Annotated in this window: 11 protein-coding genes and 1 pseudogene; 10 read left to right on the forward strand and 2 right to left on the reverse strand. The window is 46.9% G+C overall.

The genetic code is table 11. The features are described from left to right. The 7 genes and pseudogenes from CMR00_09795 to CMR00_09825 all read left to right on the forward strand — a co-directional run. Window positions 1-821 (forward strand): hypothetical protein (locus tag CMR00_09795; protein ID PIO47517.1); only part of this gene is annotated, 821 nt, incomplete at its 5' end. 169 nt (window positions 822-990) lie between these two features. Further along, window positions 991-1,947 (forward strand): annotated as a pseudogene (locus CMR00_09800) (hypothetical protein). A 238-nt stretch (window positions 1,948-2,185) separates the two neighbouring features. Next, window positions 2,186-2,986 carry an acylneuraminate cytidylyltransferase gene (locus CMR00_09805; GenBank protein ID PIO47518.1) on the forward strand — a complete coding sequence of 267 codons (801 nt, stop codon included), beginning with the start codon at window positions 2,186-2,188 and terminating at the stop codon, window positions 2,984-2,986. 53 nt (window positions 2,987-3,039) lie between these two features. Beyond that, window positions 3,040-3,525: a MarR family transcriptional regulator gene (locus CMR00_09810; GenBank protein PIO47519.1), complete on the forward strand. Its 486-nt coding sequence runs from the start codon at window positions 3,040-3,042 to the stop codon at window positions 3,523-3,525. 300 nt (window positions 3,526-3,825) lie between these two features. After that, on the forward strand, window positions 3,826-4,719 hold the full coding sequence (locus CMR00_09815; protein PIO47520.1) for an alkane 1-monooxygenase: 894 nt from the start codon (window positions 3,826-3,828) through the stop codon (window positions 4,717-4,719). A gap of 12 nt (window positions 4,720-4,731) precedes the next feature. Next, entirely contained in the window at window positions 4,732-4,926 is a 195-nt protein-coding gene (locus CMR00_09820) for a (2Fe-2S)-binding protein (protein ID PIO47521.1), read from the forward strand. A 123-nt stretch (window positions 4,927-5,049) separates the two neighbouring features. After that, entirely contained in the window at window positions 5,050-7,971 is a 2,922-nt protein-coding gene (locus CMR00_09825; GenBank protein ID PIO47522.1) for a hypothetical protein, read from the forward strand. 10 nt (window positions 7,972-7,981) lie between these two features. Here CMR00_09825 and CMR00_09830 read toward each other — a convergent pair whose 3' ends face one another. After that, the gene (locus CMR00_09830; protein ID PIO47523.1) at window positions 7,982-8,689 is read right to left on the reverse strand and encodes a DNA-binding response regulator; all 708 of its coding nucleotides are present in this window, start codon (window positions 8,687-8,689) and stop codon (window positions 7,982-7,984) included. Between the two features lie 187 nt (window positions 8,690-8,876). Beyond that, window positions 8,877-12,176, reverse strand: a complete 3,300-nt coding sequence (mfd, locus tag CMR00_09835) for a transcription-repair coupling factor (GenBank protein PIO47524.1) — start codon at window positions 12,174-12,176, stop codon at window positions 8,877-8,879. Window positions 12,177-12,240: 64 nt separating this feature from the next. Here mfd and CMR00_09840 point away from each other — a divergent pair, with 64 nt between their 5' ends. The 3 genes from CMR00_09840 (at window position 12,241) to CMR00_09850 (ending at window position 14,405) form a co-directional block, all read left to right on the forward strand. Further along, window positions 12,241-12,468, forward strand: coding sequence for a hypothetical protein (locus CMR00_09840; GenBank protein PIO47525.1), 228 nt, complete (start codon window positions 12,241-12,243; stop codon window positions 12,466-12,468). Window positions 12,469-12,601: 133 nt separating this feature from the next. Next, entirely contained in the window at window positions 12,602-13,159 is a 558-nt protein-coding gene (locus tag CMR00_09845; protein ID PIO47526.1) for an NADH-quinone oxidoreductase subunit I, read from the forward strand. A gap of 64 nt (window positions 13,160-13,223) precedes the next feature. Next, on the forward strand, window positions 13,224-14,405 hold the full coding sequence (locus CMR00_09850) for an ADP-forming succinate--CoA ligase subunit beta (protein ID PIO47527.1): 1,182 nt from the start codon (window positions 13,224-13,226) through the stop codon (window positions 14,403-14,405). The last annotated feature ends 94 nt before the right edge of the window (window positions 14,406-14,499 follow it).

The raw sequence follows: 14,499 nt of genomic DNA on the forward strand, positions 1-14,499 counted from the left end.
ATGCGGACTATGCTAAAGTTACTTCTCTTCTTGAGCACGGCGGTGCAACACTGCTGCTGGCGCTCATTCCTTACATCATTGTCAGTTTGTTTGACACCTTAGGCTGGCGCACCACCTTTCCGCTTGTCGGTCGCCCAGTGGATTTTTCTAAACTCTTTAGCATTAAACTCATGACAGAGGCAATGCTGATGAGTCTACCCGGCGGCACTGCCCTTGCTGAATCACTTAAACCTGTTTTGCTCTACCGCCGCTGTGGCATTCCAATTTCTGAAGGCATTGCAACAGGTGTGATGCGCAACTGTTTTTTGAGCATTGCCCATGCATTTTATGTCGTCGTCAGTGTGATTTTAGGCTATGAATTTCTCACGCGTGGTTCAGAAAAGATTATTGGTTTTGACGGGCTGCCGGTTTTGATTCTTGGCGCCTCGCTTAGCGTACTTTCACTTTTTGGCATCGTTGCAGCCACGTTTCTCTATGGTAACGTTGCCGAGAAATTGCATCGCGTTCTGCTGCACATACCTTTTGCACCTCTGCGTCAGTGGCTTGTCAAACAGGAAGAGAAAATTCTGGATATCGATCACCAATTCTCAAAGTTTCGAAAACTTTCACTCAAAGAAGCGGCAGCTAGCGTCTCATTTTTCGTCTTAGCTTGGTTCTTCGAGACTGTAGAGACGTTTCTTATCATGAAATTGCTCGGTATTCAACTCGGTTTTAGCGAGATCTTGGCACTGGAATCTGCACTATCATTTGTACGTTCTATGTTTGTCATTTTACCTGCGGGCATTGGCATTCAAGATTACGGCTATGTACGTTTTTCTTGATGGCTTTGGTGTCGTAGAGTCCATGGAAATGGGCACAGCGTTTGTCCTTATCAAACGCACCAAAGAAGTTTTTTGGATTATCTTCGGCTACATTTTACTTGCATTTGCCGATTTGAAGCCAAAAGAAGTTCTTGCTCAATCGCTCAAACCTTAACCAAAACATGAAGGCATGAGTAGAAAAAAAATCCTTTTTATTTGCGGCTCAAACAACCAAACCACGCAAATGCATAAAGTCGCGCAGCACCTTAGCGAGTACGACTGCTGGTTTACACCGTACTACTGCGATGGCTTACATGAGGTACTGCGCAAAATGAAACTTGCCGAACCTACGATCGCAGGCTTTAAGCACGTCGAGCGCTGCATGAACTATCTTAAAGCCCATGATTTACAGATTGACTATCAAGGCAAAAAGAATGACTACGACCTTGTCGTTACCTCATCAGATCTCTTGGTTCAAAAAAACATCATGCACAAAAAGATGGTGCTGGTGCAAGAAGGTATGACCGACCCCGAAAACTTTTTCTATCATCTCGTCAAACTCTTTCCGTTCTTGCCACGCTGGATTGCAAGCACCTCTACAACTGGACTAAGCGATGCTTACGATTACTTCTGTGTTGCCTCCGAAGGCTACCGCGATCTCTTCATTCGCAAGGGTGTCAAGCCTGAAAAGATTCGTGTTACAGGCATTCCTAACTTTGACAACTGCAAGCAGTTCTACAACAATAACTTCCCTTACAAAAACTTCGTGCTGGTCTGCACCAGTGACTCACGTGAGACCTTGAAGTATGAAAATCGCCGTAAGATTATTGAGAACGCCGTCAGAATTGCAAACGGGCGCCAGCTCATTTTCAAACTTCACCCTAATGAAAATCATGAGCGTGCTAGACGCGAAATCAACAAATATGCACCGCATGCTTTGGTCTATACTTCGGGCAGTGCCGAAGAGATGATTGCCAACTGCGATGTGCTCATCACGCGTTTTTCTTCAACGGTCTATGTTGGGCTTGCGCTCGGCAAAGAAGTGTATTCTGAGTTCGATATTAATGAGCTTCGACGCATGATGCCGATTCAAAATGGTGGTAGCTCTGCCAAAAATATCGCTGATGTCTGCCGAGAACTCTTGGAGGATAGCTCGCCTTACCACAAAGCGCGTCCGAAACGCTGGTTCAATCCTGAATATGCGCCTCAGCTCTTGATGAGTCTTTTTACCTTCACTAAAGGCATCTCTTGAGTTGCCTTGTGATTGATGAGCGCACCTTGCTAGGTCGGAATCGAAAAGATGTAGTCTGCATGCATCAATCGTTGCAGCGTTTTTCTTTCTGTTGCCAGATCACACCACCAACGTTTGCAATAACGCTGAACACATGAAACTTCTTGTTGTCGTGCAAGCACGTACAGGCTCGAGTCGATTACCAAATAAAATTTTCTTGCCACTTGCTGGCAAACCGCTCTTACAACGCCAACTCGAGCGCATTCAGGCAGCTTGCACCCCCTTTGAACTTATCGTAGCGACAACGATAGACCCAAGTGATGATGCTGTCCGCAAGCTCTGCAACGACATCAATGTCAAATGCTTCTCTGGTCATCCAACGGATTTGCTCGATCGGCACTATCAAGCTGCACTGCAAGAAAAAGCCGACGCTGTGGTCAAGATTCCATCAGATTGTCCACTCATTGATCCGCATGTCATTGACCGTGTCTTAGGTGCATTTCTGCACCATTACGAGCACATTGATTATGTCAGCAATTTGCATCCACCCACTTACCCTGACGGCAACGATGTGGAAGTTATGCCTATACACGTTTTAGAAATAGCTTGGCGCGAAGCGACAAAGAACTACGAACGCGAACACACCACACCCTTTATCTGGGAACAGCCCGAACGCTTTCGCCTGATGAATGTTGTTTGGGAGAGCGGACTGGATTACTCTAAATCGCACCGCTTTACAATTGACTATCCAGAAGATTACGAGTTTATCAAAGTCGTCTATGATGAACTTTGGACAGCGCATCGCCCTATTTTTTTACTTGCCGATATTCTTCAACTGCTTGAAGCTAAGCCTGAACTTCTGAGCCTCAATCAAAAGTATGCAGGAGTGAATTGGTATCGGCTTCACATTGGTGAGCTTAAAACCATTAGCGCAAAAGACACAAGGCAGATTTGAACTTTAGGTTGATATAATTCGTTCGACTTTCTTACTTTTGAAAAATTTAATTCATGCAAAAAGTACAGCGCGAAGTCGTCAGAGAATACGGTGAAGCCTATCACGCTTTTGGTCTTAATCGTGTGATGGGCCATATTGTTGGGCTTTTGATTTCCTCCGAAGAGCCTCTTTCCCTTGATGAAATTTGCAGCAAACTTGGACGCAGCAAGGGTCCCATAAGCCAAATCATGCGTCGGCTCCTTGAACGCAATCTGGTTCGCAAAGTGCTCATGCACGAAAACTCCCGCAAAGATTACTACGAAATTCACCCGAACGCTTTTGAAAATGCATTTCGCAACCACGCCGAGCGCATTCGCAACAATATCAGAATCGCAAAGCGGCTTAAATCTGCGCTTGCAGAATCTGGGGCATCCATGCCTCTGCTGAGCCAGCGCTTGAATGAGATGGAAGATTTCTTTACGCTGATGGATAAGTTTCATGAAGAGTTTCTTGCAGCGTGGAATGCTTCGCAAGAGCGCAAGACTCAATCAACGAAGTAAAACCGCCACGCCAAGCTGCAAACTGGCTCTGTAGCTTGAGTGTAACATGCCATAGATTCAGACTAAGTTATTGATGTGCTTGTATCGTTTTTGTAAAATGCAGTAAAAAGTTACATTCCTGAAAGACACTTTTCCTGAAATAAGGGTTCGTTAAACCTTCATTGCTATGAGGCGCTTTCAAGACTTGGGCTACCTTTTGAGCCTTATTCCTGTCAGTCTCACGCTTGCAGGTAATCTGCTTGGCGGATATTGGGCGCTCTCTAATGCTTTCTTCACGCTGGTTGGACTTGGCATCACAGATTGGTTTTCAAAGAAAGAAAAAATCAGCCTGAGCCGCATTCTCCTCTCTTTGCCGATACCCTACTGCTGATTCATGTTGTAACACACACCGTTGCTATCGCTAGTCTGCTGCACGGCATTGCCAGTGGTTTACTTGTAGGCAAGTTTGTGTGGTTTGCTGCACTCTCGACAGGCATCAATTCCGGTGTGTCGGGCATCATTGTTGCCCACGAACTTATTCACCGCAAGTCAAAAGTGTGGCAAGCCTTAGGCATTTGGAATTTGCTGCTAGTAAATTACGCACACTTCTACATTGAGCATATCAAAGCCCATCATCGCTATGCTGCCACACTCAAAGACGCTGCTACCGCACGCTACGGTGAAAGCGTTTATGGTTTTATTTGGCGCACGATTCCAGCACAGTTTCGCAGTGCCTTGCATCTTGAAGCCGAACGCTTGATAAAAAAAGGTCGTTCCCCCTTTGGCTTGAGCAATTTTGTTGTTGCCTCTGCTTTGGCACAGCTTATTATCGTGCTGGGCGTGTTTAGCTATTTGGGGCTTTGGGCAGGACTTGCCTACTTGCTACAAGCGCTTATCGCCGTTCTACTGCTTGAAATTACTAACTATGCACAGCACTATGGACTTCTCCGCTCCGAAACAGAGCGCATCTCTGCAGAACATTCTTGGAACACTGACAACGCCTCATCACGCTTTTTCCTTTTAGAACTTCCTCGCCACAGCGATCACCACTATTATGCCTCACGCCCTTATCAGGAACTTTTGAGTTACCCCGAAAGCCCAACTTTGCCTACAGGATACTTAGGTCTTTTGCCCGTTGTGCTCATTCCGCCACTATGGTTTAAGATGACGCACCCGATTTTAGCAGCGCGTAGCAAAGTTTCGCCAATGTCTTAGCTGCTTTAGAGTATGGTGACCAAGTGCGTTTGTTTCGGTAAAACTTTTGCTGAACTCAAAGCTGTGATGCAGCAGCGAAACTTACGCACCTTTGAGCAACTCAAGTCTGAGGTAGCGTTCGGGGAAAATTGTCAGCTATGCGTGGCGTATATCCATAAGATGATTGAAACTGGTCAGACGGCGTTTCAGGTCAAAGCTATAGAATAGGCAAGCATATAAATACCCTACGCCTGTCAGAGCGCTTTTAAGCACATTTGAACTGCGGGTATCTTTTGTATCCTCAGTTCGTTTTTAGTGTATATTTTAACTTAACACAAACTCGCTGCAACCATGAAACCCCAATTTTCTCTCTTGCTTTGGCTTGTCTTTGCGCTCACTCATGCTGCGCTTCATGCACAAGAAGTCGTCGACGAGCGCGCCGATATGCCTAAAACCCCTATCCTACGTATTGAGACAGGGATGCACACCGCGCCTATAAAACGAATTAGCACGGATGCCGCACAGCAAGTTCTTGTCAGTGCAAGTTTAGATAAAACTGTTCGCGTGTGGGATTTGAAGACCCAGCGTTTGCTGCGTGTGCTTCGCCCTCCAATTGGGTTAGAGAATGATGGTACGATTTACGCTGTGGCTATCTCGCCCGATGGCAAAACCGTAGTCTGCGGCGGCTGGACTGGCTATGACTGGGATCGTAAGAATTATATCTACGTCTTTGACCAAGTTTCAGGAAGATTGCTTCGGCGCTTGCCAAGTCCAGGCGGGGTGATCAATCACTTAGTATTTTCTCCAGATGGCAAATACTTAGCTGCAACGATAGGTGGCGGCTTTGGCTTGGTGGTCTACAGTACTGCAGACTATTCAGTCGTTGCTAAAGACACCGACTACGATGGTGGCAGTTATAGTGCTGATTTTGGTCCTTCAGGTATTCTTTTAACCACTTGTGAAGACGGTTATCTTCGACTTTATGACAATCAGTTTAAGCTCGTAGCGAAGCATCAAACGCAATGCGGCAAGGATCCTGTTCATGTCGCTTTTTCGACGGATGGGGCATACATTGCCATCGGATTTAACGATGCTCCCCGTCTAGAAGTGTTTGATTTAAACTCAAAGCAACTTGTTAAACTCGGTAAGGAGAACGATGACTTCATCTTGAGTGCAGTTGCTTGGTCAGTCTCAGGCAATACCCTCTATGCTGCTGGGACACTTGAAAATGATAAAGATCAAAAACTTATTCGGGTCTGGCAGTTAGATCGTCCCTCTGTTTATAGAGATTGGCTGACACCGGCGACGAATTTGATCACACAACTTTTGCCCCGAAAAGAGGGCGGCATCATTTTTGCGTGTGCTAATCCCGGTTATGGCGCGCTGGATGGCTCAGGTCGCCAAGTTTTCTACAAAGCGGGTCTACAGTGCGATTTTCGCGCTATGTCCGAAAACTTTCGTGTCTCTGAAACGGGCTCTATTATAGATTTTAGGTACAGCTATTTGAGTCAAAACATGGGGTCCTTCTTTGTTGAAGAGCGCGTGCTCGATGACTATGATCCTAAGGCTGAAGGCATGTATGAACCCCAGACCAAGGGCTTGCCACTTACTCGGGAATCTATCTATGAACTTAAGCTCGGGAAGCAGCTGATTAAACTCAAGGACTTTGAAAGACCGCTTAGTGTTGCCATTGCTTTTGACAAGCAATCATTTCTGCTGGGTTGTGATTTCAGTTTGCGCCGCTATGATGCGGCAGGTAAAGAAATTTGGGAAAAATCCCTAACTACCCCAGCTTGGGCTGTGAATATCACTCCTGATAAGAACTTAGCGGTCGCTGCTTTGGGCGATGGCACCATTCGCTGGTTTCGCTACGACGATGGACAAGAACTCCTCGCATTTTTCCCTACCAACGATGGCAAGCGCTGGGTTAGTTGGACACCCGAAGGCTATTATGATGCCTCACCGGGGGGTGAAAATCTCATCGGCTGGCATCTCAATCAAGGGAAAAGCAAGGAATCGCTGTTTTTTTCTGTCAGCCGATTTCGCAATAAGTTTTACCGCCCCGATGTCATCGCCAAAGTTCTGCCGATGCTCGATGTGGAAAATGCGCTGCTTGCTGCCGATGAAGAGCGCGGACTTAGCAAAAGTGCCTCTAAACAAGCAAGAAAGACCTTCCAGTTGAAGGAGGTCTTACCGCCTGTTGTCTCGATTCTTTCACCTGAGAATGGTACCGTCGTCTCATCGCCTCAAGTGCTCCTGCGCTACACCATTGAAACCCCTTCTGGTGAGCCCGTAACTGCTGTAAAAATTTTGGTCGATGGTCGCCCTGTTGCCAGTACTCGTGGCTTGAAGAAAAGTCTTGCAGCTGGGATCAGTGAAGAACAAGCAACGGTCATGATTCCCGAGCGTGATTGCGAAATTTCTATCATGGCTGAAAATAAGTCGGCTGTCAGCGACCCTGCAAGTGTGCGTATCGTGTGGAAGGGCACCGCTCCTGCACAAGATGAATTTATCATCAAGCCAAAATTGTATGCCTTAGTGATTGGTATCAGCAAGTACAAAGATTCGGATTTGCAACTCGGTCTGGCAGCAAAAGACGCCCGTGACTTTGCTCAAAACTTGCTCAGTCAAAAAGGCGGGTTGTATCAAGACGTGGTCATCAAGCTTTTGACCGACCAGCAAGCTACCAAAGACGATGTACTGGACGGCTTAGAGTGGTTGCAAGCACAGGTAACTAGTAAAGATATTGGTATGCTCTTCTTTGCAGGGCATGGGATTAACGACAACGCTGGCACATTCTATCTACTGCCTGTCAATGCTGAACTTGAAAAGCTCAAACGCACATGCTTGGAGTTCAGTCAGGTTAAGACTACAATTGCTTCACTTGCTGGCAAAGCGGTTATCTTTTTAGATGCCTGCCACAGTGGAAATGCTATGGGTGGAACACAGCGCCGCAGTGCGGTTGCCGATATCACCGCTGCAGTCAATGAACTGGGTAGTGCCGAAAACGGTGCGGTTGTCTTCTCTTCTTCAACTGGGCGACAATACTCGCTCGAGGATGCCGCTTGGGGCAACGGCGCCTTTGCGAAGGCTTTGTTGGAAGGACTGAGTGGGAGGGCGGATTTGATGGGAAAAGGCAGAATCACCGTCAACATGCTTGATGCGTTTATCTCAGAGCGAGTCAAAGAACTCACCAAAGGCAGGCAGACCCCGACCACCGTCAGACCGCCGAATGTACCCGATTTTCCAATCGCACTTAAGTTGAAAAAGTAGTCTGGGGCAATTAACGCACGAACTTGTAGCCCGATGTATGCACCGTGAGCAAATGCTTCGGCTGAGCGGCATCGGGCTCTAACTTTTTGCGCAAACTCAAAATGTAGTTATCGACCGTGCGCGTGTTAGGCACTGGCGTTTTATAGCCCCATACTTCTCTTAGGAGTTCTTCACGCGAGATCACCTTGCCTTCGTTTTCTGCAAGAAACTTTAAGATTTCAAACTCTTTAGCAGACAGTTTGATGTCTTTATTGCCCTTTTTTGCCTGCTGCTTACGGAAGTCAATGACCACATCGGCAAAGTAGATTTGCTCAATTAATTTTTGATGCGTTTTTTCATCATCAGCTTGCACGGATTGACTGCGGCGCAAAATGGCTTCTATACGCGCTTTAAGTTCGTGAATGCTAAAGGGCTTTGTTACATAATCATCTGCTCCTAATTTGAAACAGACAACTTTATCGAATTCATCAGATTTGCTGGTCAGCATCACGATTGGGGTTGCTACACCTGCGCGGCGTAAGTCGCGGCAAATATCCTCTCCATTTTTGTTTGGCAGCATCAAGTCGAGAATGATGAGGTCAAAGTCTTTGACTTTTGCAAGTTCAAAACCGAACTCACCATCTGCAGCTGTTTCCACATGATAAAACTCTTTTTCGAGAGCAATTTTTAAGCCACGTTGAATTGTAGGGTCGTCCTCAATGATAAGCAAGCGTTTCATTGGTGCATCTCTGCAAGTTACAAGACTGCGCCTTACAGGCTGCTCAGTATCACTGTGAATTGAAGTACAAGTTAATTGAATTGATACGATTGGAATATCGTGTCTCATGCCTTAAGAATTGTCTAAGTGCGCTCCTGCCCAAGAGTTTCTTACCTAGCTCTGCTGCGTATCCTTGATGTTTTGCAATCTAAACAGCGCTTACCGTTTCTGCTTCAGGGTGAAATTTTTTCAAGATTTGCATCACGGTCTCAATGGCTTTCTTAGGCGTGTCTTTGTAGTCTTTTGGAAATGTGATGTCGAGCTTAAGCCGCTTTTCGTTCTTAAAGGTCGGCGAATAGTCTTTGAGCGCACCGGAGTTGATGGCATCGAGCACGGCGCCAAAAATTTTGCCTTCATAGAACGCTCTGTCCTCGCCTTCGGGGAAGGTTAGCACGCATTTTTTCTCCATCACTTCTATGCGTGAAATGCCAAGTGCGGTTGCGGCAAGTCTGAGGCGTGTTACCAGCAAAAGATTTTCGCACTCTTCTGGCATCTTGCCGAAACGATCTTGCAGTTCAGCTGCAAACTGTGCCAGACCTTCTTGGTTTGTCAGTTTTGTCAGGCGTTCGTAGAGCGCAAAGCGCTCCGAGGCGGACTCAACATAATAGTCTGGGATGAGCGCATTGAAGTAGAATGTAACCTCAGTGGGTTTGTCAGGCTTAGATTTTTGTGCCTCAGCTTCTTTGAAAATGTTTTGAAACTCTGTGGACTTCAATTCTGCCACGGCTTCTTCCAAAATTTTTTGGTAGAGATCAAAGCCCAGTTCGTAGATGTAGCCTGATTGCTCTGCCCCTAAGAGATTGCCTGCGCCACGAATGTCCAAATCGCGCATGGCGACATTGAAGCCAGAACCCAGTTCGGTGAATTCCTCAATCGTAGCCAAGCGTTGCAGCGCTTCTTGTGTGAGCGTGGATGCTGGTGGTGTGAGCAGGTAGCAATAGGCTTTGCGGTCGCTACGCCCAACGCGCCCGCGCAGTTGATAGAGGTCAGCTAGCCCAAGCATATCGGCGCGATTGATGATAATTGTATTGACATTTGAAATATCAAGCCCCGATTCTACAATGGTGGTGCAAATCAAAATATCGACTTCTCGGTCGAGAAAATCCATCATGATTTCTTCAAGTTCTTTGCTTGGCAATTGTGCGTGTGCAATTCGGATACGTGCTTTTGGGAAAAGACCTTTGAGCAGATCAAAAATCTGAGCAATCGAGTCGATGCGGTTATGAAGGAAAAAGACCTGACCGCCGCGCGCCAGTTCTCGCCCAATCGCTTGCCGAATAAGTTCAGGATCAAATTCATGCACGATGGTCTCAATCGGTTGACGATTTTTTGGCGGTGTGGAAATGATAGAAAGATCGCGCGCGCCCATCATTGAAAATTGCAGTGTGCGCGGAATAGGCGTGGCTGTCAGCGTTAGTGTATCGACGGTTGGGAAATCCTCACGCAATTTTTCTTTTATTGCCACGCCAAAATGCTGCTCTTCATCAATAATCAATAAACCCAAATCTTTGAACTTCACATCTTTCGAGACCAAACGATGCGTGCCGATTACAATATCGACTTCACCGTTTTGAATCTGCTCCACAATGCGTTTCTGCTCCGACTTCGGCACAAAGCGGCTTAGGACCTCAATGCGCACAGGAAAATTCTGAAAGCGTTGCCTGAAGGTTCGCAGGTGTTGATGCGCAAGAATGGTTGTCGGTACCAGCACAGCGACTTGTTTGCCGCCCTCAGTGGCTTTGAATGCCGCACGCATGGCTACTTCCGTCTTGCCAAATCCTGCATCACCGCAGATGAGCCTGTCCATCGGCGCAGGCGACTGCATATCTTGCTTGATGGCTTCAATTGCGCTCAGCTGGTCAGGGGTTTCTTCGAAGATAAATGCCGCTTCAAATTCTCGCATCCAGACCGTATCGGCAGGCGCCGCAAAGCCTTGTGTCATTTTGCGTTTGGCGTAGAGTTCAATAAGGTTACGCGCAATATCTTTCAGACGCTTCTTGACGCGCTCTTTTTGCTGTTGCCATTTATCGCTGCCCAAGCGAGAGAGCTTGGTGTGTGCACCTTCGCCAGCAGAATACTTCGAGAGTAGATGCAAATTTTGCAGATTGACATAGAGCTTATCGCCTCTGTCATACTCGATGAGCACACACTCTTGCCACGCCCCTGCTACTTTAATTTTTTCAAGACCCATAAAGCGTCCGATACCATGTTCTTCGTGCACGATGTAGTCACCGACTTTGAGCGCACGTAAATCTCTCAGCGAAATTTGTCGCCGTCGTCTTCGGCGTCGCCGTCGGTGTGCATGCAGTTTGCCAAAAATGTCTGATTCTGTGTAGAGTGATAAGCTCTGGCAAGAAAAGCCCTCGTAGAAATTAAGCGAGAGGGTCTGCAATGTGAGTGCATCGCCGCTCTCACCTGCAGGCTCTGCCGTGAGAAATTCTGCTATGTCGTTTAGCTCTTTTTGCGACTGTGTGGCTATAACGCTTCGTGCACCACGCGCTACATCTTTTTTGAGCGATTCAGCAAAGAGTTGGAAGTTGGAGTCAAAACGCGTTTGTGGCGTAGCGTCAAAATGCACATCGCCTTTTGTCAGTTCCAGCAGTTGCACCTGTGCAAATGACATGAGTTTCTTCTCAATTTCTTGACGCGAAAAGTAGTCGCTGTCACTCACGCCGAACTCCTCATCACTGAAGACAGCTGTAATGACAAGACTTTCGGCAGGTAAATACGCCAGCAGTGATGCCGATGCCTCCGATGAGCCAATCATGTTTGCCACCAGCTCGAAGTCACTCTCCTCTGCATTTGAGAGTTGTGTATTGACTTCAAAGGTGCGAATGGATTCAATCTCATCGCCAAAAAATTCAATTCTTACAGGCTTCAACGCCCCAAAAGAGAACACATCAATAATTGAGCCACGTACAGCATAATCGCCCTCTTCTTCGACAAACTCTTTTCGCTCAAAGCCATTGTTTTGCAGAAAGGCCTGTAGCGTGTCGTAGCCAATCGTTTCTCCGCGTCTGAGGTGCATGCGCCGTTCAATCGCAGTTTCTTGGGCAAGCACTTTTCGGCACAGTTCTGACGGGCTTGTCAAGATTATTTTCTTTTCGCCTGCAAGCAATGCGGAAAGCGTCAGCGAAGGCTCTCTCTCAAAATCCATGATGCTGGCTTCGCCCAAGAGTATGTGCAAGTCGTTTTCGTAAAGCTCAAGCCGTTCATCTTTTGCCACGATGAGCATTGGCGCAGATGTGCTTCTGAAAAGTTCAGCAAGCAAAAGAGAGCCGAGCGAACCACATAAACCTGAAAGTGCAACTTTTCGCTTTGATTGTGCATGCGAGAGCACCGTTTGAACTTTTATGCGAAGGTCAAGGGTTTCTATGAGTGATGCCAGCGAAATTTTTTCAAGGTATATCCGACTGAATAAACTTTGCGATGGCGACAAGTTTTGCATCTCTAAAGCGTTCAGTTATATTGTTTTTATGTCTTCAAACCGAAAAAGTGAAAGGAAAATTCAAATGAAAAAGTTAGCGCTTATTGCACTGCTGCTGGCTGCTTTTGCCGCACCCGCTTTTGCACAAGATGGCAAAAATGCCTCAAAGTCAAAGAGTTCTTGCTCCAGCACGGAACACTGCTGCCCTGCAATCCAAGAGTCAAAAGTTACAGATACGCCAAGGAAATCTGACACCAAGACCGCCAAGAAGAAGACTGCACCGACTCGAGTTGCTTCAAGCTCTGCGGCTTGAGTTCAGTGCTGCAGCGTCTCTTTGCATGTCAAGATGCTTTGCTTTCTGACTGCATTCTTACAGCCCAAAGGGGCAAGCCTACAAGCCCAAAGGGGCAAGTAAAGTTTTTACCTAACGCTTAGCAGTTGTTGTTATGCAAACCAAGAATCCTCCGATTACGCGCACGAAACTCTCTTTTCTTGAGCGCTTATACTTGCCTGAAATTTTCAAGGGCATGGCTTATACATTTGCGCAGATGTTTCGTCCGAAATTCACCATGCCATATCCTGAAGTCAAATGGAAGCCGCCAGCAGTTTTTCGTGGTCGTCCCGTCTTAGTTGAGCGCGAGGACAAGACTGGTGAGCGTTGTGTGGCATGTGGGCTCTGTGCACGTGTCTGTCCGCCGCTTGCTATTTCTATGCAAGCTAATGAAACCGACCTTCCCCAAGAGCGGCATCCGATTACCTTTGAAATTAATATGCTGCGCTGCATTTACTGCGGCTACTGCGAAGAAGTTTGTCCCGAAGAAGCTATCGTGATGAGTGATGAATACGACATTACGTATCACTCGCGCGAAAATGCGATTATGGATAAGCAAAAGTTGCTGGTGCCGATGGAAAAGGTTAAAGCTCGCTTAGAGTTTTTGCGCCAGTACAAAAATTCTGTGCGCCGTTTCGAAGACCAAGTCGTGGGCGAAGACGCGCAAAAGTAGTCAGACTCTTTGCCCATCAAGTCGTAACAATCAAGTCTAACTTCAAAAACCAATTTTCTTAGGTATGAATATCCACGAGCATCAAGCGAAAGATATTCTGCGACGCTACAATGTGCCGGTACCCAAAAGCATTGTTGCATTTACAGCAGAAGAAGCACGCGATGCGGCAGAGCGGCTCTTTGCAGAACAAGGCGGTGGTGTAGTTGTCGTCAAGGCGCAAATTCATGCGGGCGGGCGCGGCAAAGCAGGGGGCGTTAAGGTGGCTAGAAGTGTGGAAGAAGCCTACGAGATTGCGCGCAAAATGCTGGGAATGAAACTCGTTACACATCAAACTGGTCCAAGCGGCAAACAAGTGCACCGTTTGCTCATCGAGCAAGGTGTCAATATCGAAAAGGAATTTTACTTAGGCATTACGCTTGATCGTGCAGTTTCGAAAAATGTGCTGATGGTCTCTACCGAGGGCGGCGTGGATATTGAGAGCGTAGCAGAACATTCGCCTGAAAAAATCTTCAAGCAGCATCTTCACCCGTTGCTTGGTCTTCAGGCTTATCAAGCACGTGAGGCTGCACTTTTCTTAGGTCTGCAAGGTGAGCAGTTCAAAAATGCCGTGCAGTTTATTCTCGCACTCTCTCATGCCTACCAGCAAATCGATGCCTCCCTTGCTGAAATCAATCCACTTGTCGTAACAAAAGAAGGTGCCGTCTTGGCACTTGACGCTAAAATCAATCTTGATGACAATGCGCTGTTCCGCCACAAAGAGTTTCTTGAGATGCGTGATATTACTGAAGAAGACCCGCTTGAAGTCGAAGCTTCTGCCTCTAACCTTAATTACGTCAAACTCGATGGCAATGTCGGCTGTATGGTGAATGGCGCAGGTCTTGCCATGGCAACGATGGACATCATTCAACTTGCTGGAGGCAAGCCTGCAAATTTTCTGGATGTCGGTGGCAGTGCCAGTGCAAAGACTGTTGAAGCAGGTTTCAAAATTATTCTCTCAGACCCCAGTGTGAAAGCGATTTTGGTCAATATCTTTGGTGGTATTGTCCGCTGCGATCGTGTTGCTGCCGGCATCATTGAAGCAGCAAAGAATCTGGCGATTAAACTCCCGGTTATTGTACGTTTAGAAGGCACCAATGCCGACCTTGCCAAATCTATGCTGGATGACTCCGGTCTAAACCTCATTCCTGCCGATGATTTCAAAAGCGCAGCAGAAAAGGTTACGACCGCCTTACAGACTGTTTCATAACACGACAATGAAATTTTCTTTTAGTCTGCTCTTTGCACTCGGCTTTACAGCTTCAGCGCTGACATCATCTTGTATTTATTCTCAACTTTTAGCT

This window comes from [Chlorobium] sp. 445, assembly GCA_002763895.1.
Taxonomy (GTDB): domain Bacteria; phylum Bacteroidota; class Chlorobiia; order Chlorobiales; family Thermochlorobacteraceae; genus Thermochlorobacter.